General features: G+C 34.0%; 21 protein-coding genes. 6 read left to right on the top strand and 15 right to left on the bottom strand.

The window, feature by feature from the left end:
- Positions 1-191 precede the first annotated feature (191 nt).
- Positions 192-854 (top strand): ribonuclease HII, encoded by a 663-nt coding sequence (locus tag FEM21_RS09450; protein ID WP_035659864.1) that lies wholly within the window; start codon positions 192-194, stop codon positions 852-854.
- A 78-nt stretch (positions 855-932) separates the two neighbouring features.
- Here FEM21_RS09450 and lipB read toward each other — a convergent pair whose 3' ends face one another.
- The 3 genes from lipB to FEM21_RS09435 all read right to left on the bottom strand — a co-directional run bounded on the left by lipB (position 933) and on the right by FEM21_RS09435 (position 3,525).
- Positions 933-1,637, bottom strand: a complete 705-nt coding sequence (gene lipB, locus FEM21_RS09445; protein ID WP_035659862.1) for a lipoyl(octanoyl) transferase LipB — start codon at positions 1,635-1,637, stop codon at positions 933-935.
- A gap of 148 nt (positions 1,638-1,785) precedes the next feature.
- Positions 1,786-2,547, bottom strand: coding sequence for a hypothetical protein (locus tag FEM21_RS09440; protein ID WP_035659860.1), 762 nt, complete (start codon positions 2,545-2,547; stop codon positions 1,786-1,788).
- 165 nt (positions 2,548-2,712) lie between these two features.
- Positions 2,713-3,525, bottom strand: a complete 813-nt coding sequence (locus FEM21_RS09435) for a hypothetical protein (protein ID WP_035659858.1) — start codon at positions 3,523-3,525, stop codon at positions 2,713-2,715.
- Positions 3,526-3,700: 175 nt separating this feature from the next.
- On the opposite strand from FEM21_RS09435, the gene lysS reads away from it, so the two are divergent.
- From lysS to FEM21_RS09420, 3 genes are all read left to right on the top strand, one after another.
- Positions 3,701-5,401: a lysine--tRNA ligase gene (gene lysS, locus FEM21_RS09430; protein WP_035659857.1), complete on the top strand. Its 1,701-nt coding sequence runs from the start codon at positions 3,701-3,703 to the stop codon at positions 5,399-5,401.
- Positions 5,402-5,495: 94 nt separating this feature from the next.
- A complete protein-coding gene (locus FEM21_RS09425; protein WP_035659856.1) occupies positions 5,496-5,987 on the top strand; it encodes a hypothetical protein in 492 nt (163 codons plus the stop codon).
- 137 nt (positions 5,988-6,124) lie between these two features.
- Positions 6,125-6,670, top strand: a complete 546-nt coding sequence (locus FEM21_RS09420) for a hypothetical protein (protein WP_051627545.1) — start codon at positions 6,125-6,127, stop codon at positions 6,668-6,670.
- Between the two features lie 56 nt (positions 6,671-6,726).
- On the opposite strand, the gene FEM21_RS09415 is transcribed toward FEM21_RS09420, so the two are convergent.
- The 9 genes from FEM21_RS09415 to FEM21_RS09375 all read right to left on the bottom strand — a co-directional run bounded on the left by FEM21_RS09415 (position 6,727) and on the right by FEM21_RS09375 (position 16,513).
- Positions 6,727-7,323, bottom strand: coding sequence for a hypothetical protein (locus FEM21_RS09415; RefSeq protein ID WP_035659855.1), 597 nt, complete (start codon positions 7,321-7,323; stop codon positions 6,727-6,729).
- Between the two features lie 26 nt (positions 7,324-7,349).
- Complete coding sequence (locus tag FEM21_RS09410; RefSeq protein WP_035659854.1) at positions 7,350-8,375, bottom strand: 2-hydroxyacid dehydrogenase; 1,026 nt, start codon at positions 8,373-8,375, stop codon at positions 7,350-7,352.
- A gap of 155 nt (positions 8,376-8,530) precedes the next feature.
- Entirely contained in the window at positions 8,531-10,132 is a 1,602-nt protein-coding gene (locus tag FEM21_RS09405; protein ID WP_035659852.1) for an LVIVD repeat-containing protein, read from the bottom strand.
- Positions 10,133-10,220: 88 nt separating this feature from the next.
- Positions 10,221-10,472 carry a DUF6755 family protein gene (locus FEM21_RS09400; protein ID WP_035659851.1) on the bottom strand — a complete coding sequence of 84 codons (252 nt, stop codon included), beginning with the start codon at positions 10,470-10,472 and terminating at the stop codon, positions 10,221-10,223.
- Positions 10,473-10,482: 10 nt separating this feature from the next.
- On the bottom strand, positions 10,483-11,001 hold the full coding sequence (locus FEM21_RS09395; RefSeq protein WP_035659850.1) for a QcrA and Rieske domain-containing protein: 519 nt from the start codon (positions 10,999-11,001) through the stop codon (positions 10,483-10,485).
- Positions 11,002-11,012: 11 nt separating this feature from the next.
- Positions 11,013-11,582 (bottom strand): 4Fe-4S dicluster domain-containing protein, encoded by a 570-nt coding sequence (locus FEM21_RS09390; RefSeq protein ID WP_035659848.1) that lies wholly within the window; start codon positions 11,580-11,582, stop codon positions 11,013-11,015.
- Between the two features lie 21 nt (positions 11,583-11,603).
- Entirely contained in the window at positions 11,604-13,820 is a 2,217-nt protein-coding gene (locus FEM21_RS09385; protein WP_035659846.1) for a molybdopterin oxidoreductase family protein, read from the bottom strand.
- A 23-nt stretch (positions 13,821-13,843) separates the two neighbouring features.
- Positions 13,844-14,893: a hypothetical protein gene (locus tag FEM21_RS09380; protein ID WP_035659844.1), complete on the bottom strand. Its 1,050-nt coding sequence runs from the start codon at positions 14,891-14,893 to the stop codon at positions 13,844-13,846.
- A gap of 144 nt (positions 14,894-15,037) precedes the next feature.
- Positions 15,038-16,513 (bottom strand): MFS transporter, encoded by a 1,476-nt coding sequence (locus tag FEM21_RS09375; RefSeq protein WP_035659842.1) that lies wholly within the window; start codon positions 16,511-16,513, stop codon positions 15,038-15,040.
- Between the two features lie 245 nt (positions 16,514-16,758).
- On the opposite strand from FEM21_RS09375, the gene ric reads away from it, so the two are divergent.
- Positions 16,759-17,490 (top strand): iron-sulfur cluster repair di-iron protein, encoded by a 732-nt coding sequence (ric, locus tag FEM21_RS09370; RefSeq protein WP_035660060.1) that lies wholly within the window; start codon positions 16,759-16,761, stop codon positions 17,488-17,490.
- Between the two features lie 118 nt (positions 17,491-17,608).
- Complete coding sequence (locus FEM21_RS09365) at positions 17,609-18,007, top strand: Spy/CpxP family protein refolding chaperone (RefSeq protein ID WP_035659841.1); 399 nt, start codon at positions 17,609-17,611, stop codon at positions 18,005-18,007.
- 49 nt (positions 18,008-18,056) lie between these two features.
- Here FEM21_RS09365 and hemL read toward each other — a convergent pair whose 3' ends face one another.
- The 3 genes from hemL to FEM21_RS09350 form a co-directional block, all read right to left on the bottom strand.
- A complete protein-coding gene (gene hemL / locus FEM21_RS09360; protein ID WP_035659839.1) occupies positions 18,057-19,343 on the bottom strand; it encodes a glutamate-1-semialdehyde 2,1-aminomutase in 1,287 nt (428 codons plus the stop codon).
- A gap of 84 nt (positions 19,344-19,427) precedes the next feature.
- Entirely contained in the window at positions 19,428-20,267 is an 840-nt protein-coding gene (locus FEM21_RS09355; protein WP_035659836.1) for a glucosaminidase domain-containing protein, read from the bottom strand.
- The gene (locus tag FEM21_RS09350) at positions 20,260-21,156 is read right to left on the bottom strand and encodes a 1-aminocyclopropane-1-carboxylate deaminase/D-cysteine desulfhydrase (protein WP_035660058.1); all 897 of its coding nucleotides are present in this window, start codon (positions 21,154-21,156) and stop codon (positions 20,260-20,262) included. Before FEM21_RS09350 ends, FEM21_RS09355 begins: the two co-directional genes overlap by 8 nt.
- Positions 21,157-21,166: the final 10 nt, after the last annotated feature.

Below are 21,166 nucleotides of genomic sequence, written 5' to 3'. Positions count from 1 at the left end.
AAAAAAGAGAATTCTCATTCGAAACAGATATATAATTGGGCTTTTATTTTCAAACTTATAACGTGGCAAAGGTAAACGATAAAACGGTATAAAAAAACATCTTAATTATGCCTTCTTTATAAGCAAACATAAGATTAACGAACAATAATATTAAAAATTTTATAATCTTTGCCGTTCGTAACTATTTCTATATGCTTGCCTCTACTTTTTCACAACTTATTCTTGAAGCCGGAACCGATGAAGCTGGTCGCGGATGCCTCGCCGGACCTGTAACTGCTGCTGCTGTAATTTTACCTTTAGACTTCGAAAATATTCTATTGAATGACAGTAAACAACTTTCTGAAAAAGTACGTGAGAGACTAAAATCTATTATCGAATCACAAGCAATTACTTTTGCGGTAACGCATTTGTTTCCTGAAGAAATTGACGAAATCAACATTCTGAACGCTTCGATGAAAGGCATGCAGGAATCTATTTTGAAATTGCACACCAAACCTGAATTTATTATTGTTGATGGCAATAGGAAATTGAATGCTAAATTGGGGTTAAAGCATAATTTTGGCAAACAATTTACCTTTGAAGAAATCGAATTGTTAAAATCAATTCCAAATCAAAGTATCATTAAGGGAGATTCTAAATATTTGAGTATTGCTGCGGCTTCTGTTTTAGCAAAAACCTATCGGGATGAATACATGAACCTAATTCACGAAGAATTCCCAATGTACAACTGGAAAAAAAACAAAGGTTATCCTACTCAGGAACATCGTGAAGCCATAAAAAAATATGGAACAACAAAATACCACCGCATGAGTTTTAGATTGTTGCCAGAGCAGTTGAGTCTGGATTTAATTTAACCACGAAGTTCACGAAACTCACGCTAAGTTCAAAAAGTTTTAATTGCTGTTGAAATTGCTGTTGATTTTTTGATATTGCTATTGAAACTGGAATTCACAAGCAAATAATTCAGCCAGATGCTTAATGATTTTGGATTTCACCTCTTCTTCATCCACTTTTTCGACACCAAGTTCTACCTGTAGTGAAGTCACTGCTTTACCGCGAATCCCACAAGGAATAATATTATCAAAATAACCCAAATCGGCATTGACGTTTAGAGCAAATCCGTGCATGGTTACCCAGCGCGAAGCGCGTACACCCATTGCACAAATTTTTCTAGCAAATGGTGTTCCTACACTTAGCCAAACTCCTGTTTCGCCATCGCTGCGTCCGGATTCGATTCCGTATTCAGCTAAAGTCAGAATAATGGCCTCTTCCAAAAAACGCAGGTATTTATGAATATCAGTAAAGAAATTTTCTAAGTCCAGAATAGGATAACCTACAATTTGTCCCGGACCGTGATAGGTAATATCACCACCGCGATTGATTTTGTAGAAAGTAGCTCCTTTGGCTTCCAATTGTTTCTCCGAAAGCAATAAGTTTTCAAAATCACCGCTTTTCCCTAAAGTATAGACATGCGGATGCTCTACAAAAAGAAAATAATTAGGTGTCGGAATTTCGGTTTCCTCTCTTCTATTCTGGATTTTCAAATCCACAATTCCTTTGAATAACTCTTCCTGATATTCCCAGGTCGATTTATAATCTTTGGCGCCTAAATCTTGAAACTGGATAATTTTGTTCATTGCATTACTTTGAAGTGCAAAATTACGATTAAATATTCTGTTTTACGACGAAGTCACAACAACATCACAAATGAGATTATTTTACCGCAAATTCGCAAATTTACAAAGATTCATTTGTGACAATTCGTATAATTTGTGGTTAAAAAATTTACTCAAAAACCACATTTAAATTCAACTTCTCCGGATTTTCAGAATAATCAGTAAAAGGATATTCAACCGTAATTGTTTTTCTATCAGCGCTAAACATCGCATCAGGATTTGAAACCGATTTTACCGCCTTTGGAAAATGGTATTTCAACGTATATTTAGACGAAGCAAAAATCATCTTAGCCATTCCTGTTGAATCGGCGTTTATTTTATTCAGTGCTTCTTTAGAAACAATAGCTTTTCGGATAAAATTCTTGCCGTTATAGCTAAAACTCAACTTCGAATTATTGTTTCCAAGACCGCTCAACATTGCCGCCGGATTGTCTTTTTTGTCTGATTTTCCTTTGAGGTCTTTTAAACTCCCCATGCTTTCCATCACGCCATCTAATTCATTGATACTTTTAAAAGGTGTATTCATCGAGAATAAAAATTGTTTGGCTTCGGGATTCATTTTAATATTCATCACAAAGTTTTCCAGCTTCTTTAAAGCCGCCTGTTGCTCAGGAGCTAACTTTGCAATACTGTCTTTCTTTTCTTCAAAAATCTGTTTGAATAAAAAAGTAGAATCAATACTTTTTTTATTCTTTGCCGGATCAAGTCCTTTTAATGCTTGATCTCCCGCCATCGCCATAAAACCCGAACCATCCATTTCTAAAGCAAAAGTTCCCGTTCCGTCAGGCTGAACATTGATATTTTCGGTGAAGTTGCAGCTTGCAAGAGTTAATACTAAAAGTGAAACACTAAGTAATTGGTATAATTTCATGATGTTTTTATTTTTTGTTTTGCCAAATATACAAACTAATCGCACGAGGTCACGAAGACGCCAATTTATAAAATTATTATTTTTGAAAATTAAGTTAAAGAGATTTTCCACTCATCGATAGGAGGATTTGCAATTAAAATCCGCCTTATCTTATATCTGTAACTATTATAATCTCTCAAATGTCTTTCGAGTTAGGAGATAACTATCTTCATTGTTGAATATTGCAAATATTTCCGAGAAATGAGGAATGTCTAACTTTTTCTTATAGGCTTCATCTTGAAGTTTTCGTAGCAGGCATACCCAATATCTTATTATGTGCAACGTATATAACTGTCGATATTTTGATACTGCACTTGCAACTCCTGTTTGATAACTGGATGTTTCGATGTCATTCAACTCTAATCCAGTTTCACTTAAATGTTGAACTATTGAAAGCCCACCTAAAATACGACCAGCCATTTCCGAATTGAATTTTATTTTGGCTTTTTTTGCTTGCGAAACCCTTTCCTCAAAAAGAACCTGGTCAACTTTTAAATGCCAATCTTTTATTGGATCATTTTTAGGATTCTTATTCACAAGAAAATCTATATTTGAATATCTGTCTCCTTTTGCAAAATTGGAAAGTATAGATAAAATTTCAATATAAATAGGATCTTCTAAGTCTTGCAAATAGTTTAATTTAAAATCGAAATGAGAAATTATCTCCTTAGATTTCTTGTATAATTCTTCCAGATCGTGACCGATGTCATTCTTTAAGGTTTTTGCTGATGGATAATCTCCATTATTTCTGATGCAGTAATCTAATATTAAACAAATTTTCCCGATTCTTTCTAATCCAGTAGAAATAGAAGTGAAAGATGTAAAATACAATCCTTTTTTTGCATAATTTACTTTTCCAAGCTGTGTAATACCGCTAGCTAATATTTCAAAAGTGAATTGTGCTTCTTTTAAAAACGATATAAAATTCTTACTGAACATTTATTTAGCAATTACTGTAAACTATTAAACATCCACAAGTTTAAGAAACTTTTCTTAATTCCTATCACAATTATTACTGATTTTTCTTTCTTTTACATCTTCTTAAAATTCTAAAATCAGCTTTCTGAAATCTGCAATCAATTTGTTATCTTTGCGGTCTTAAAATCAGACTATAATGGCATTATCAGAACAAGAAATTATCCGAAGAGAAAAACTTCAAGCATTACGCAACCTGGGAATCAACCCATATCCTGCTAACCTTTTTCCTGTAAATCATACATCAAAGCAGATAAAGGAAACGTTTGAAGAAGGTAAGAAGGTAATTGTTGCGGGACGTTTAATGAGTGTTCGTGATCAGGGTAAAGCTTGTTTTGCTGAGTTACAAGACAGCGAAGGACGTATCCAAATGTACGTGAACCGTGATGTTTTATGCGAAGGAGACGACAAAACCTTATACAATCAGGTTTTCAAAAAATTGACCGATTTAGGTGATTTTATTGGTATTGAAGGTGAATTATTTACTACACAAGTGGGTGCAAAATGTATTCGTGTGAGTGGATTTACATTTTTAAGTAAAACTTTACGTCCGTTACCATTACCAAAGGTAGACGAAGACGGAAAAGTATTTGATGCTTTTAACGATGCCGAATTGCGTTACCGTATGCGTTATGTAGATTTAACGGTAAATCCAGCCGTAAAAGAAACTTTCATTAAAAGAACGAAACTGTTCAACGCCATGCGTGGTTTCTTTAACGATGCAGGTTATTTAGAAGTTGAAACTCCGGTTTTACAATCGATTCCGGGTGGAGCTGCGGCGCGTCCGTTTATTACGCACCACAACTCGCTTGACATTCCGTTGTACATGCGTATTGCCAATGAGTTGTACTTAAAAAGATTAATCGTAGGTGGATTTGACGGTGTTTATGAGTTTTCGAAAAACTTCCGTAACGAAGGAATGGACAGAACTCACAACCCGGAATTTACCGCTATGGAAATATATGTAGCTTACAAAGACTACAATTGGATGATGGATTTCACCGAAAGATTGTTAGAGCACTGTGCTGTTGCAGTTAACGGAACCAGCGATGTAACTTTTGGAGAACACCAAATCAGTTTCAAAGCGCCATTTGCCCGTGTAACGATGACTGATTCTATCAAACATTTTACCGGTTTTGATATTTCAGGAAAAAGTGAAACTGAATTGTACGAAGCGGCTAAAGGCATGGGAATTGAGGTTGACGAAACCATGGGTAAAGGAAAATTGATTGATGAAATTTTTGGAGCTAAATGCGAAGGAAACTATATTCAGCCAACATTCATTACTGATTATCCAAAAGAAATGTCGCCATTATGTAAAGAACATCGTGACAACCCTGAATTGACGGAGCGTTTTGAATTAATGGTTTGTGGAAAAGAGGTTGCCAATGCTTATTCTGAATTGAATGACCCAATTGATCAAAGAGAGCGTTTTGAAGATCAAATGCGTTTGGCTGCAAAAGGTGATGATGAAGCAAACGGAATTATCGATGAAGATTTCTTAAGGGCTTTAGAATACGGAATGCCTCCAACATCTGGATTAGGAATTGGAATGGATCGTTTGATGATGTTCCTTACTAATAATGCTTCTATCCAGGAAGTATTATTGTTCCCGCAAATGCGTCCGGAGAAAAAACAAACTGTTGAATTATCTGACGAAGAGAAATTCATAGTAGATTTATTGAAGAAAAGCGAAAACAAAATGGATCTTCAGCAACTAAAAATGAATGCTAATTTAAGCGGTAAAAAATGGGATGCGTCTATGAAAAACTTATCAAAACATGGCTTGACAAAAGTAGCTGTGGATGGTGAAAGTAAAGTTGTGGAATTAGTGGGATAATTCAAAATCTTAAATAATAAATACGTAAAAAGGAACTTCATAATGGAGTTCCTTTTGTATTTTTATAAAATCACCAAACAAAAGACATTTCCAAATGCAGCAATCCACAATTATAATATTTTGCTTTTTAATTTCAATAGTAATCTGCTATCAAATCTATTTTGAAAAAGTAGTTGCAAAAAGAATCCCAATAAAGAGAAAACAAAAAATTTTAGAATTATTAAAAAGCAAGTACACCGGATTAAAAGAAAATAATCTTGGTTATTTAGAGCACACCATCAATAATGAAAAAATTTTATTTGAATTTATCTCAAATCGATCAGTAAACAATAGTTTTTCAAATAATCTTTACATTTATCTTGATATAACAACCATCGAAGAGGATATAAAAAAACTGTGTAAAATTCATTTTTATTGCTCAACTATTGATAATCGTGATTGGATAAAAATTAGAGTAAATCCTTTTTATGAATCATTAAATAATTTAGTAAAACATTCAGATGAAACAGTTCATAAACTAATTTCAGATGCTGAATTTTATATTTCGCAAAAAAGAGCAGAACGAAATAAAAGAATAAATACATAAAAAAGGAACTTCATAACGGAGTTCCTTTTTTTGTGTTTCGTAATTTCGAAAACCTAATAATTTCATAAATTTTATTTGTAATTAAACTTTACACAACTTCTAAGGTCTTATTTAAAAACCTTAAACACCTTATTACCATGAAAAAATTAATTGCAACCGTACTTGTAGCTGTTATAGGAATGACAGCCTTTGCACAAGAAAAAACAGAAAGACCTGAAAAAAAGGAAAGACGCGAAAGACCAGAGAGAAATCAGATGGTGAAATTCACACCGGAACAACGCAATCAACTGATGTTAAAAAAAATGACATTAGAGTTGGATTTGAACGCTTCGCAACAAAAAGAAATGGGTAAAATAATTGCTGAACAAAATGAAAAAAGAGAAGCTTTTATAAAAAACAGAAAAGACAAAACTGCAAAACCCACTTCAGACGAGCTATTTGAAATGAGAAGTAAAATGCTTGACGAGCAAATAGCAATGAAGCAAAGAATGAAAAAAACGCTTTCGGCAGAACAGTTTCAAAAATGGGAAGCTACAAAAAAACATCATCGTGAAGATTTCAAAAAACACTTTAAGCATAGAATTGCTCAAAACACACACCACCGAAAAAATGTTGAATTCAGGAAAGCATACAGTCATGGCTTGAAAAAAGACATTCCTATTGAAAAAGAAGAAACAAAATAAGTTGGTCTTAAAAATACCAAAGCCGATAGTTTAGCTATCGGCTTTCTTGTTTTTATTTAAAACGAATGTTTCTCTAATTTATCTCCGTAAATATCCAAAACTTTGGAACTTTCTTTCGGAATTTCTCCTTTCCATTTTTCCTGAACAGATGGATTTAATGGATATTTTCCGTTGTTCATTTTTACAAGATGAAATATTCCTCTGCTTTTTACAATTAAATTATAAAACTTCTCGTTAGAAGAAGTAGCCACAAAAATAGGAAAATCAGTTACTGTAAAAGAATTGATTAAACTTCCGTCATTATTTAAAATATATCCTGAACAGCCGCCACTTCCACAGAAATACGGATTAGAAAAACCAACGAAATATTCGTCTTTCTTATCATTATTTAAATCGAAAGCTTCATAATAAAAATAGCGTTCTTCTTTTGTCAATATTGACAAATCCTTCTTTAAAATGATCTGCAATTGTTTTCGTATCAATTCGGCATTTTTATCTTCTTTTACCGGAGCTTCACTTACATCTGCAGTACCTGCTGCTGTTTTCGAAAGCGTATCTTCTGCAATAGTTTCGATGATATTTTTTGATTCGCTCTTATTCTGACAGGAATACATAGCCAGAATTACTATTAAAATTAGAATTCTATTTTTCATAATTTACTTCATTTAATTAATACTTTCTAAACCAATAATGCTGCTTTATTTTCGATTTCTCCTGTTGTCAACAATGATTTTATATTGTTGAAAGTGATTAATGCTATTTGTGTTAAAGCTTCATTGGTAAAAAATGCCTGATGTGCCGTTACCAAAACATTTGGAAAACTCATTAAACGCTGAATGTCATCATCCTGAATAATATCTTCTGATAAATCCCTGAAAAACAATTTTTCTTCCTGTTCATAAACATCGATTCCTAAATAACCTATTTTCCCCTGTTTTAAACCTTCGATAACACAGGCTGTTTCTATCAGTCCGCCCCGGCTTGTATTGATAATCATTACATGTTCTTTCATTAAATCAATAGACTTTTTATTGATAATATGCTTTGTCTGATTGTTTAGCGGACAATGAAGCGAAATAATATCGCTTGATTTAAAAATCTCATCCAAAGTAACAAATGAAACACCGTCTTTTACCATTTCATCATTTTCGATAATATCGTAAGCCAATACTTTACAGCCGAAACCTAAAGCTATTTTAGCAAAAGCTTTCCCTATATTTCCTGTTCCAATGATTCCAATTGTTTTTCCAAATAAGTCAAACCCTAATAATCCGTTTAGAGAAAAATTCTGTTCCCTAACTCGGTTGTAAGCTTTATGTGTTTTTCTATTTAAGGTTAAAATCATCGCCATAGCATGTTCAGCAACTGCTTGTGGAGAATATGCCGGAACACGACATACTTTTATATTGTACTTTTTAGCTGCTTCTAAATCGACATTATTAAAACCCGCACAGCGTAAAGCTATAATTTTTACTTTTTTTTCTGCTAATTGTTCAATAACAGTTGCATTGATAATATCATTTACAAATACACAAACTATGGATGCATTTTCTATTAAACTTACTGTTTGTGGGTTAAGTTGTGTTTCAAAAAATTCTAATTGAAAATCAAAATCTTTATTATACTTATTAAAAAACGTTTTATCGTAAGCTTGTGTAGAAAAAAAAGCAATTTTATTAGTATTTAATGCAGCACTTGAACTCATGGTAAATTGTTTTGGATTTAAAACTTATTGATTTACTAAAAGTAAGAAATAATTTCTAAATCTATAAAAACAAACCGCATAATAAATCTTTTTCTAAAACAAAAAAAGCTGTTTCACAAATTGTAAAACAGCTTTTAATCTAAACTTTTTTTATTTTATTTCAGCTTATTAGAAATATCTTTATAAGTACCTGTAATTGTAGCTCCATTATTTTTGGTTACAGTACCATGGATAGTTATTTCAGAATTGTTTCCTAAAAATTCAAGCTTAGCACCGCTATTCAAAATAAGATTTCCATAAATTACAACACTACCTTCTACTCTCATAGTACCATTTATATTAAGAGATAACCATCGGTTATTAGCATTTCCTTGAGCCAAAGAACCTTTCATAGTAAAAATACCATTACTATTAACATTCAATCCTTCTGACACAGCCAATGAACCACAGAAAGTAAGTCTATCATTAACATTCACTCCTTTTACAGAAGTACTTCCCTGATATTTTAAATCTTCGTTAGAATTTACATTTAACCATTCGCCACCTTTGTAAGTAGCAAAACCAGTACAATCAATAGAAGATACTGTTACTTTTTTGATAATCTTAAGTCCGCCGTTTCCACTAGCAACATAGATGTAGTCTCCAACACTTTTTACATAATTTGAAGAACCAGAAAGAGCAATTGTTCCTAATAAAGCTAATTTTGTATCTGTAGTTTTATAAACTGAAATTCCTGCTGCACCATTTGCAACATAAGTATAATCTCCATTTACAGAAACTGCATTGGTTACAATATCAACTTGATCAATACCTGTTACAGCTGTAGGAACAGCAAAAGTTTGTACTGATGCACCTGTAGTCAAATTATAAACACCTAAGCCTGAAGCTCCTTGAGACACCAAAATATTGTTTCCTTGAAAATCAATAGTTCTTTTTGCATCGACTACATCAATAGCTGTTTTAAATGAAGATTCTAATTTTAATGTTCCCTCATTATATACTTTAACACCTTCGGCACCACTTAAAACAACAATTTTATTGTTGATGCGTCCCATAGCTCTTAAATCATTTACAGAAATTGTTGTTTCTAAAACATTAGTCGCTTTATCTAACTTAGCTATCACACCATTATCTCCTGAAACAGCATAATATTTAGCATCAGCTACTGCAAGTCCTGTACCTACATATCCTGATAACTGATTTGAAACATAAGTATTTGTCAAAAGTCCTGACTGCAATGGCATTTGAGCTACAAATGCTGGAGTTGCTACCTTATTAAAATCAGCATCTACTGCTCCGGCGATATACAATTTTCCGTTATCAAAAAGCACAGTGCTAACATCAACATTTGGTAAAATGGCCTGAACTACTAATTTAGGGTTATTAGGGCTGCTGATATCAATAACATCAATTCCTCCTAAATAAACATCTCCCTGAGTATTATAAGATACATAAACATAATTATCTTTAACATCAACATGAGTTGCCATTAAAGTTTTCCCATTATAAGTAGGTGCTTTAACCTCAGCTAATAATGACATTGGAAAAGTTCCTGCTGCGGTTTCTTCAGTTTTTCCGGTAACATTTAAAGTAACTAAATCCAATACTCCAGAACCATCAAGATTGATTCTATTGCTTAAACTTTCGGAATTAGTGTTTAGGATAACTTTTTCGTCTTCTCCGGAATTATCATCAGATTGACAAGATTGAATTAAAAACAAGCCACATAGTGACAAGGCAAGTACAAGTTTTTTCATAGTTTTTGCGATTTTGGGGTACACAAAAATACAATAATATCTTTTCAATCTTAAAAAAAGTATAATATTTACATAAAAAACCAACTTTTTATTTTCGAATATTTCTATTTCCTGTTGGCAGATAATAAAGCAGGCTTATACCTATTATAAACAATATTAAGGAAGCCACAAATGCCGGAATGAGGATTTCTTTATTGTTATCTAAAGCATTATTTAATGCTACATAAAGCAACCAAATTTGCATCGTTACATTAAGAATTAATATAAAAATCAATGTCGAAAGAATCGCATTTAACTTATTCGGATTAGACTGATTTTGGCTTCTTCTAAAATTACTCATATTTACTCATTTATAATTTAGCAATTTTTTCTTCCTGAACCGCTCTTACATAAACAGCATCGTCTTTAAAAAAAACATCCAGTTTAGGCAAAGCTCTTGGTGGCGGACCCGCCAATACATTTCCTGTTTTAGCATCAAAAGAGCCTTCGTGACAAGGACAATGAATAACTCCAGTTCCTGGCTTGTAAAAAACTGAACAGGAAAGGTGGGTACACTTCTGCTCATAAGCTTTAAACTCGCCAGTTTCCAGATGAATCAATATATATGGAATAGTACTTCCTTCGATAACAAAAGCGCGTGTTCCGCCTAATGGAACTTCGTCTTTGTTGCATACAAAATGTTCCCCTAAAACCTCTTCTTTTGGATACAAATATGCCTTAGCTGTAACTAAACCGCTTCCTACCATCAATCCTCCGGAAACTAAAGTCAGGAATTTAGCAAAATCACGACGGCTTACATTAGTTGCCTGCTGCTTTTCGATGGGAAAGTCTTTTTTCCAGTTTTTATTTAAATTATCTTCTTTAGACATGAGGATATTGTTTAATATATTACAAGTTCAGTGCTTCCTTTTGGCATCATAATATTCACTTTGGTATTGACTGTTTCCTTACCAAATATGAAACTGTTTACAGGGGTACTATTAGGACGCATTTCATGAATTTGATCTCTAGTTCCATAAAATAAAGCACCACTTGGACAAACAGTCGCACACATTGGTTTTTTACCTACGCTCGTTCTATCATAACACATCGTACATTTCATCATCAAATCATAATTTTCTTCTTTTTTTGGTACACCAAAAGGACAAGCCATTACGCAATTTGAACACCCAATACATCTTTCGGTATTCGCGGTATGAACAATTCCGAATTCGTCTTTCGAAATAGCATCAGCAGGACAAACATTGGCACACACAGGATCATCGCAGTGCATACATACCTGAACCGTAGTTTGAACCGTTGCAGCTCTATCTACATAATTGACATGAATCATGCTTTCCTGACCATTAGTTTCGCATTCGGCACATGCCATTTCACAGGCTTTACAACCAATGCAACGCTGCATATCTACAAAAAATTCTTCGTTTCTATTAAAACTGGTATAGTTCATTTTTTATCAATTCTTTATAGATTAAATACTGGCATAAGCCGTTGATTCGCTTGAAGGCGGTGCAATTTCATTGAGAGGTTTTAAATAACAGGCACAAACCTTAAATTCGGGTATTTTCGAAATTGGATCTAATGTTCCCGGAGTTAATTGGTTTGCCGATTTTTTTCCTGACCAGTGATACGGAATAAACACCGTATCTTCCCGAATTGTTTCTACAATATTGGCTGGAAAAATTCCTTCTCCTCTACGAGTTGAAACTTTTACTAATTCTCTTTGTCTTATTCCATATTGTTTTGCCATATTAGGATGAATTTCTAATAATGGTTCCGGAAACTGATCTACTAATTTTCCAATCCTTCGGGTTTGTGTTCCACTTAAATATTGAGAAACCACACGTCCTGTTGTTAAAATCACCGGATAATCTTCATCGGTTACTTCGCCCGGAAGTTTATAGGGCGCAGGATTAAAATGCGCTTTTCCATCTGGCGTTTTGAATTTTCTATCTTCCCACAAACGTGGCGTTCCCGGATGCCCTATTTCCGGACAAGGCCAAAAAACACCCATTTCGTCTTCGACTCTTTGGTATGTAATTCCGTAATAGTCTGCCGTTCCACCTTTCGAAGCGACACGCAATTCGTTAAAAATAGCTTCACTGTTTTCATACGTAAATTTATCCTTCACGCCCAAACGTTTGGCAATTTCCAAAATGATAGAAGTATCGGTTCGGGCATCACCCGGAGGAGTTACTGCCTGACGAATACGAATCACTCTTCCTTCTGCAGAAGTAGTCGTTCCTTCTTCCTCTTCCTGCAAAGAACCTGCTAAAATCATATCAGCATGTCGGGCTGTTTCACTTAAGAAAAAGTCAATACACACATAATATTCTAACTTTTCTAAAGCCTGACGAACATAATTACTATTTGGTAAAGAAACCAATGGATTGAAACAAATAGACAATAAACCTTTTATTTCTCCTCGATGAATGGCTTCTATAATCTCATAAGCCGACAAACCTTTCCCCGGTAAATCCTGCTCATTAATTCCCCAAACTTCTGAAATATACTTTCGATGTTCCGGATTTTCGATATCTCTGTTTCCCGGTAATTGATCACATTTGTGACCGTGTTCTCTACCTCCCTGACCGTTTCCTTGCCCGGTAATAGTAGCGTAACCACAATAGGGTTTACCAATTCTTCCGGTTGCCAAAACCAGATTGATACAACCTAACACATTATCAACACCTTTAGAATGGTGCTCAATTCCACGGGCATGCAGCAAGAAACTGGTATTGGCTTTACCCCATAACTCAGCAGCTTGTTGTATTTTTTCTTTTTTAATTCCTGTAACTTCTTCGGCCCATTCGAGTGTATTATCCTTTACGGCATCTAGAGTTTCCTGAAATCCAGAAGTATGATTATCAATAAAATCATGGTCTAGCATGTCATGATCTGCCAAATATTTCAGCATGGCACCATACAAAGCTGAATCGGTTCCAGGGCGGACATCCAAATGAATATCAGCAGTTCTTGCCAATGGAATTATCCTTGGATCAATTACGATCAGTTTAGCTCCTCTGTCTCTGGCTTTCCAAATCCAATGCGTCAATGTTGGAAACGTTTCGCTGATATTAGCTCCGGCTACAATAATTACTTCGGCATATTCTAAATCTGAATAATTATTCGAACCTCTGTCTAATCCAAAAGCTTTTTTATTTCCCGCCCCTGCACTTACCATACATAAACGTCCGTTATAATCCAGATTTTTTGTTTTTAAAGCTACACGGGCGAATTTTCCAACCAAATAACTTTTTTCATTAGTTAATGACACTCCCGAAAGCATCGAAAAAGCATCATTTCCATAAGTCTCCTGAATACGCTTTATTTCTGAAACGGTTTTCTCCATGGCTTCATCCCAGGAAGTCGGTACAAATCCTTGTCCTTGTACTCTTTTTAACGGAGACAAAAGTCGGTCAGGATGATTATTTTGCAAATAACGCTGAACACCTTTTGGGCACAATCTTCCTTCGTTAAAAGGAAATTCCATCCAGGGTTCAAATCCTACAACTCTATTTTCTTTTACTGATAATTGAATTCCACATTGCATTCCGCAAAAACAACAATGGGTTTTTACCAATTCATCCGGTTCATCCCTTCCTTCATAACCTTCCTTTGGACTATAATTTTTATGAGGTCCAAAATGTGCAACAATATGTTCTTCTGAAACAGGTAATTTTGCCATGTTTATATTCTTTTATCTTTTAATTATCCAAATAAATTCCCTCCAGACTGTCTCGCTTTTAAATGTGCCTGGGCTAATCTTGATCTTTTTCCCTCTGGGCTTAAATCCAAATGTGAAGTTCCGTCTTCATAGGTAAAATCAAAACCCAGTTCTTTAGTTACAATTTTCAAATCGTCAATATGTAATTTTGTAGCAAACTCTTCATGAGTATGTGGACAAACTGCCATTCCTTTCTTTCTTCCTTCTTTATTATAAATATGCGCCCCAATTTGTGCCGGACGCTGAATAATGTGAAAAAACTTTCCGAACGGAACCCAAATCAAAAACATAATTACCGTGACGGCATGCAGTACTGCTAAGAAATCGAAAGCAAAACCTTTCATGAATTGGTACGAATAAGTCAATCCTAATCCTGTTACCGAAATAGCAATCAATAAAATTAACGGCAGTAAATCGCCTTCAAAAGTTTGTGTGGCAATCAATCCGGGATTTGTCAATCTTCTTCTTAAATAATATAAGGAACCAAAAATCACCAGATAAGAAGACCAGTTCAATGCATGAAATGTAAGGAATGCCATAATGGAATCTAATTCAAAGTCCATTACTTTGAATCCAAAAAAATGAGCTTCGTAAACTGAAATACTATTAGGAGCCATCGTAAAATGAATCCATCCGAAAGTTAGCGGTATTGTGATTAAAAAAGCAGAAGTACAACCTATTGCAATCATAAAATGCGCCATCCAGCGGTATTTTCCCCGAGGATAAATAAATTTTTGAAATGCGATATTTTCGACCGTTTCTTTAGTAGCAAACCAAAAATGAGAAAATACTTTTCCTGTAAATAAAAATATTATTCCTCTTTTAAAATAAATCCATGTTGGAGGTCTTTGTAACCAAACCGTATAACGATATACAATACCGAAAAATGCAAATACGGTTCCAAAAAGATACGTAATTAAAGCTGCATCAAAATTCTGTAATTTTCTTGACCCATAAAACACTAATACAATCATCACTATTGAAAGTAAGGTAGCGATGAGCAAGGCTTTTATATTAAATTGTCTGTCTTTCATTTCGTATTATTTTAAATCTCAACACTTTTAAAATTCCGCTAAAAACTAATAGTTTCATTTTATAGGTCACACAAAACTAAGTAAAAAAATAAGAAAAAATACTTAAGTACATACAAAGAACAATAATACTTAATAATGTTATAATTATTGGTCTTTTCGATCCATATCCTGAGCAAATTCAGGTAGTCTTTCTCTTGTCATTTTTACAATTACACGATGCATCCAAATCAGGCAAACAATTGATAAAGCAAAAATAAAGAGCCATGAACTTGTCCAGAAACCAGTAAATGCAAGTAGATATCCAAAAACAATTGGTCCAATAAAACCTCCTAAACCACCAATCATTCCAACCATTCCACCAATAACTCCCACCTGATTTGGGAAATATTCCGGAATATGTTTATAAACTGCCGCTGAACCAATCCCCCAACAGGTACCAATTAAAATCACCAAAATAAGATACACCCACATATTAGCCTCAAAATGGATTTGGGTAATTCCATCAGCAATTAATTCTTTCTTTTGAATCTTTTGATTTTCGGCAACAACAACTTCCTGCCAGGTTTTTTTAGAGGGAAAAAATTGACTATTATTTTCACTATTATCTTTTGGAGTAACTACGTATTCTCTTTCGTCAATCACAATTTTAGAAGGTAAAACCTGCGTAACAGTACCAGCTTTACCCGCCATTAAGCCATTACCCGAAGTTGTAATATTCATTTTTGGGAACAATAGCAAAAAACTCAATACTACCGAAGTGCTCAACACCCAATACATCACTTTTCTGGCACCAAACTTATCTGATAAAAATCCGCCAAAGGCACGAATAACACCAGCCGGCAAACTAAAACAGGTCGTAAACAATCCTCCTAAAATTAGAGTGGTATGATAAACATTCATGAAATTAGGCAACAACCATTGAGAAAATGACACAAAAGAACCAAACAATAAAAAATAGTAAGTCCCGAAACGCCAAACCCGTACCTCTTTAAGTGGTTGCAACAATTCTTTCACAGTTTTTGGTTTTCCCTCAATCTTTTTTGTTTTCGAAAAAAAGATAAAAGCAATTCCCATAATCAATAATGCAGAACCATAAATTACCGGCAGATATTTCCAGCCATTCACAGGATCTGATTCGGAGAAATATTTTAATAAACTTGGTGCTATAAAAGGAGTAATTGATGCTCCGGCAGTTCCCATTCCGAAGATTCCTAATGCACGTCCCTGCCAGTCTTTTGGATACCAAAGTGAAGTGTAAGCCACACCTATTGCAAAACTGGTTCCTACCATTCCGAACATGAAACTCAACAAAGCAAACATCCAAAAATTAGTAGCAAAAGGCAGTAAAAACAAAGGAATTGAAGCTAAAATCAATAAAGCAGAATACATTACCCGACCTCCGAACTTATCTGTCAAAATTCCCATTGGTAACCGCATCAAGGAACCTGTAAGTACCGGAATTCCTAATAGCCAGCCGATTTGAACTACATTCCAATCGAAAATTTCCTGATCTACTAAAAAAGTAACCAAAACTCCATTTAAAGTCCAACAGGCAAAACAAACTGCAAAAGCGAGTGTATTTAAAAATAATATTTGGTGTGATTGTGACAAGTTACTCATACTTTCTTTAATTAAATTTCACAAACAAAATAAACAACGAAAAATACTACTTCAAGAAAAGACAAGATACAAATTTCATCTCTAAATTATCAGTTTTTTCGGTTAAAAAATTGTAATCCTTTTTTAACACTACAAAGAAAGCACGGATAAAAAATGTAACATATGATTTAAATCATATTCCACAGGTTTTGTTATTAATAATTTTAAACATCAAAATAATGAATTACAATATAAAAACAACTATTATGGAAACTTTAGAAAAAACTACAATTGGAAAATATGTAGCAAACGATTTTAGAACAGCAGCTGTTTTTTCAAAACATGGAATTGATTTTTGCTGTAAAGGAAACAGAACAATTGAAGAAGTTTGTCATCAGAAAAACTTGTCTTCTGGCTATTTATTAGAAGAATTAAATACGGTTTTAAATACAAAAAACGATTCTGGAATTGATTTCAATGCATGGCCTTTAGATTTATTAGTCGATTATATCGAAAAAACGCATCATCGCTATGTTGAAGAAAAAACAGCCATTTTACTTCCTTTTTTAAACAAACTGTGCAAAGTACATGGAAATTCTCATCCCGAATTATTCGTAATTAACGAACTTTTTACAGGCTGTGCCGGAGAATTAGCCCAGCACATGAAAAAAGAAGAACTTATTTTATTTCCTTTCATCAAGAAATTAGTTCGTGCAACTATTTCAGATGAGCTCATTGAACAACCCCATTTTGGAACTATCGAAAACCCAATCACGATGATGATGCATGAACACGATACCGAAGGGGAACGTTTTAGAAAAATAGCCGCAATAAGTAATAATTACACTCCACCGGCCGATGCGTGTAATACCTATAAAGTAACTTTTGCCATGCTAAAAGAATTTGAAGAAGATTTACACAAACACATTCATTTAGAAAACAATATTTTATTCCCTAAAGCAACAAAACTGGAAAAATATTTTTCAGTACAATTGTAATAAATACTAAAGATTCGAGAACAATTTCAAAAAACCACTTCATAAAAAACATTAATAATTAAACCTTTTTCATTATTTATTGTCTTAACCCTATAACTTTAACATAAACCACGAAAAAATGAAAAAATTAATTATTGCCGCATTATTAGTTGTTAGTGTATCTACGTTTGCACAAAATGGCAACAGACCACAAAGAGGTAATTTCTCTCCTGAACAACGTGTTGAAAGAATGTCTAAAGAATTAAACTTAGACGCAGCACAACAGGATCAATTAAAACAGCTTTATGCTGAGCAAGCTAAAAACAGAGAAAACCAAAAAGGTTTTTCCAGAGAGCAAATGCAGGAAGAAAGAAAAAAAACAGATGACAAATTAAAAGCAATTCTAACTCCTGAACAATTAAAAAAATGGGAAGCTAATCAGGCACAAATGAGACAAAGAATGCAGCAAAGAATGGGTGACCGACAAGGTGGTGGAATGAATGACAGACCACAAGGAGGAGACAACATGGAAAACTAAAAGAAAAAAGCTTCGGGATAAACACCCGAAGCTTTTTTGCTTTTTAAAATTATAAAGTTTTTGAAACTTTATCGATGGCATTGATTGTGAAATCTAAATCTTCATAAGTCAAAGCATCGGTGATAAACCAGGTTTCATAAGCTGAAGGTGCAATATAAATTCCTTCTTGTAATAATCCATGGAAGAATTTTTTAAAAGTATCATTATCTCCATTAGCCGCAGTTTTTAAATCAACAACCGGATCAGCATCAAAATGTACTGAAATCATAGAACCAACTCTATTGATTGTATGCACTACATTATTAGCTTCTAAAACTTTTTTTATTCCAGCTTCTAAATAAGCTGTTTTTTCTTCTAATCGCTGAAAAATAGCAGTATCATTATTTAAAGATTCTAACATAGCTAAACCAGCAGCCATTGCTAATGGATTTCCTGATAAAGTTCCAGCCTGATAAACCGGTCCAAGTGGCGCTAAATAATTCATAATTTCTTTGCGGGCTGCAAAAGCCCCTACTGGCAATCCGCCGCCAATTACTTTTCCGAAACAAACAATATCAGCATTAATACTTAGTAATTCCTGTGCACCACCTCTGGCTAATCTAAAACCTGTCATTACCTCATCAAAAATCAGTAATATTCCGTTTTCGTCACACAATTGGCGTAAGCCTTTTAAGAAACCTTCAGCTGGTGGTATACATCCCATATTACCCGCAACCGGTTCTATTATAATTGCTGCTATTTCGTTTCTGTTAACATCAATTAAGTTTTTTACATTTTGCAAATCATTGTAGGTAGCTAACAAGGTATCCTTGGCTGTTCCTGCTGTAACTCCCGGACTATTTGGCGATCCAAATGTCATAGCACCACTTCCTGCCTGAATCAGGAAAGAATCAGAATGCCCGTGGTAACAACCTGCAAATTTTATTATTTTATCTCTTTTCGTAAATCCGCGGGCTAATCTTATTGCGCTCATACAAGCTTCAGTTCCTGAATTTACAAAACGAATTTTATCGATATTAGGCACCATCGAAACTGCCAAAGCCGCTATTTGGGTTTCTAATTCTGTTGGCATCCCAAAAGAAGTTCCTAGTTTCGCTTTCTCAGTTACTGCATGTACTACAGGTTCAAAAGCATGACCTAAAACCATAGGTCCCCAGGAATTAATATAATCAATTAATCGGTTTCCATCTTCATCATATAAATAAGCTCCTTTGGCTTTTTTAACAAAAATTGGCGTTCCACCTACTGATTTGAATGCTCTTACCGGCGAATTCACGCCTCCCGGAATTACTTTTTCTGCTTCAGCAAAAAGCTGGCTACTTCTTTGATATAACATTTATGATTTTATTTTTTTGAGTTCAGATTTTAGATTTACAAATCTTGATTTCCAAACATCTTATTATTTTTTATTGAATTATAATTAATTTATTTTCAGTCGCTGACCTATTGAAAGTGTATTATCTGAAAGTTTATTTTTCTGTTTTAAGTCTTCTACTAATACATTATATTTTTTCGAAATTGAATACAGAGTATCTCCTTTTTGAACCTCATAATAACCATCATTTCTCGAACTCACATTAACAGATCTGGAATTTTGATTTTCGATAGGCACAAATTTAGTTCCTAAAACGATAGCATCATATTCGGCTAAATTATAACGTTCAATATAAGAAATCAACTTATCCGGATATCTTGGATCAGTCGCATAACCTGCTTTTCTTAGTCCTTTTGCCCAGGCTTCATAATCGTCTTTGTCTAATGTAAACAAACTTGCATACCTGCCTTTCCCTGTTAAAAACAAAGCGTGATCACGATACGATTCGGATGCTTTATTGTATTTTCTAAAACATTCCTGACTACTGTCATCGTCATGTCTTACACTATCTCCTACCCAATCAGCATGGCATTTTATTCCAAAATGATTATTAGCATTTACTGCTAAATTCCCTCTTCCGGCTCCTGATTCTAAAATTCCCTGAGCCAGAATAATACTCGCCGGAATCCCGTAAGTTTTCATATTACTCATCGCAATATCTTTGTACTGCAACACATAACTACTTACAATATCATTAGTAACCACGGTTCTTGAAGTAGATTCAATCACTTCGCTACGACTTTTAGAAGTATGGGTTCTTTTATTTTTTTGAGAATAGGAAGTATTTTTACTGACTGCCTTTTTTGTTGTCGCAATTGGGGATTTTGAAGCATGACAACTTACAAGCAGTAAAACGACAAATAACAGTAGGTTTTTCTTAAACATGGATAGCTATTGTTGGTAATTGTTTCTTTTTCAATTCAGCATTCATTCCTTGAATTCCTTGTAATCCTCCGGTATGAATGAGTAAAATATTAGATTGAGCTGGAAAATAATTATTTTGAATTAAATCTATAACGCCAAAAACCATTTTTCCAGTATAAACAGGATCTAACGGAATTTGATTTTCATGATAAAACTGATTAATAAACTGAACCAAATCTGTATTTACTTTACCATATCCGCCAAAATGATATTCAGTAATTAAATCCCAATTTTCATTTTGCACAAAAATACGGATTTCATCTTTTAAAAAATCGCCTTTCAGAGCCGGAAATCCTAAAACTTTTTGATGTCGCAATGCACTATTGATTATTCCGGAAATAGTTCCGCCGGTTCCAACTGCACAACAAATATAATCAAACTCCTTATCTTCAGAAGTTAAAATTTCTTCGCAGCCTTTTATTGCATAAGCATTGGTTCCGCCTTCAGGAATCAGGAAAAAATCGCCAAACTTTGATTTCAAATCGGCTAAAAAAGTGTCTTCTGTTTTCAACCGATAAGCTTCACGGGAAACAAATTCGAATTGCATTCCGCATTCCTGAGCAAATTTCAAAGTGGGATTTCCAGCAATCTTATCTCTCAATTCATCTCCACGAATAATTCCGATGGACTGAAAACCATTTTCTCTGGCAGCAAAAGCAACCGCCGCAATATGATTCGAAAAAGCACCACCAAAAGTAAGCAGCGATTTTTTATTTTCAGTTTTTGCCTGAAGCAAATTGTACTTTAATTTTCGAAATTTATTTCCAGAAACTACAGAATGAATCAAATCTTCTCTCTTAATAGTAACAGAAATGGAATTAGGAAATTGTATTTGCAGTTTTTGATTCAAAGCAATTCTT

This window comes from Flavobacterium seoulense (assembly GCF_000695795.1).
Lineage (GTDB): Bacteria > Bacteroidota > Bacteroidia > Flavobacteriales > Flavobacteriaceae > Flavobacterium > Flavobacterium seoulense.
This window is presented reverse-complemented; position numbering and strand designations above follow the sequence as displayed.

Bases quoted from the DNA above. Each gene is read 5' to 3' on its own strand.
- FEM21_RS09415 (WP_035659855.1), bottom strand. From the start codon at position 7,323: ATGAAAAATAGAATTCTAATTTTAATAGTAATTCTGGCTATGTATTCC.
- hemL (WP_035659839.1), bottom strand. From the start codon at position 19,343: ATGTTATATCAAAGAAGTAGCCAGCTTTTTGCTGAAGCAGAAAAAGTA.
- FEM21_RS09410 (WP_035659854.1), bottom strand. From the start codon at position 8,375: ATGAGTTCAAGTGCTGCATTAAATACTAATAAAATTGCTTTTTTTTCT.
- FEM21_RS09380 (WP_035659844.1), bottom strand. From the start codon at position 14,893: ATGAAAGACAGACAATTTAATATAAAAGCCTTGCTCATCGCTACCTTA.
- FEM21_RS09405 (WP_035659852.1), bottom strand. From the start codon at position 10,132: ATGAAAAAACTTGTACTTGCCTTGTCACTATGTGGCTTGTTTTTAATT.
- ric (WP_035660060.1), top strand. From the start codon at position 16,759: ATGGAAACTTTAGAAAAAACTACAATTGGAAAATATGTAGCAAACGAT.
- FEM21_RS09440 (WP_035659860.1), bottom strand. From the start codon at position 2,547: ATGAAATTATACCAATTACTTAGTGTTTCACTTTTAGTATTAACTCTT.
- lysS (WP_035659857.1), top strand. From the start codon at position 3,701: ATGGCATTATCAGAACAAGAAATTATCCGAAGAGAAAAACTTCAAGCA.
- FEM21_RS09390 (WP_035659848.1), bottom strand. From the start codon at position 11,582: ATGAACTATACCAGTTTTAATAGAAACGAAGAATTTTTTGTAGATATG.
- FEM21_RS09400 (WP_035659851.1), bottom strand. From the start codon at position 10,472: ATGAGTAATTTTAGAAGAAGCCAAAATCAGTCTAATCCGAATAAGTTA.
- FEM21_RS09385 (WP_035659846.1), bottom strand. From the start codon at position 13,820: ATGGCAAAATTACCTGTTTCAGAAGAACATATTGTTGCACATTTTGGA.
- FEM21_RS09435 (WP_035659858.1), bottom strand. From the start codon at position 3,525: ATGTTCAGTAAGAATTTTATATCGTTTTTAAAAGAAGCACAATTCACT.
- FEM21_RS09375 (WP_035659842.1), bottom strand. From the start codon at position 16,513: ATGAGTAACTTGTCACAATCACACCAAATATTATTTTTAAATACACTC.
- FEM21_RS09395 (WP_035659850.1), bottom strand. From the start codon at position 11,001: ATGTCTAAAGAAGATAATTTAAATAAAAACTGGAAAAAAGACTTTCCC.
- FEM21_RS09420 (WP_051627545.1), top strand. From the start codon at position 6,125: ATGAAAAAATTAATTGCAACCGTACTTGTAGCTGTTATAGGAATGACA.
- FEM21_RS09365 (WP_035659841.1), top strand. From the start codon at position 17,609: ATGAAAAAATTAATTATTGCCGCATTATTAGTTGTTAGTGTATCTACG.
- FEM21_RS09450 (WP_035659864.1), top strand. From the start codon at position 192: ATGCTTGCCTCTACTTTTTCACAACTTATTCTTGAAGCCGGAACCGAT.
- FEM21_RS09355 (WP_035659836.1), bottom strand. From the start codon at position 20,267: ATGTTTAAGAAAAACCTACTGTTATTTGTCGTTTTACTGCTTGTAAGT.
- lipB (WP_035659862.1), bottom strand. From the start codon at position 1,637: ATGAACAAAATTATCCAGTTTCAAGATTTAGGCGCCAAAGATTATAAA.
- FEM21_RS09425 (WP_035659856.1), top strand. From the start codon at position 5,496: ATGCAGCAATCCACAATTATAATATTTTGCTTTTTAATTTCAATAGTA.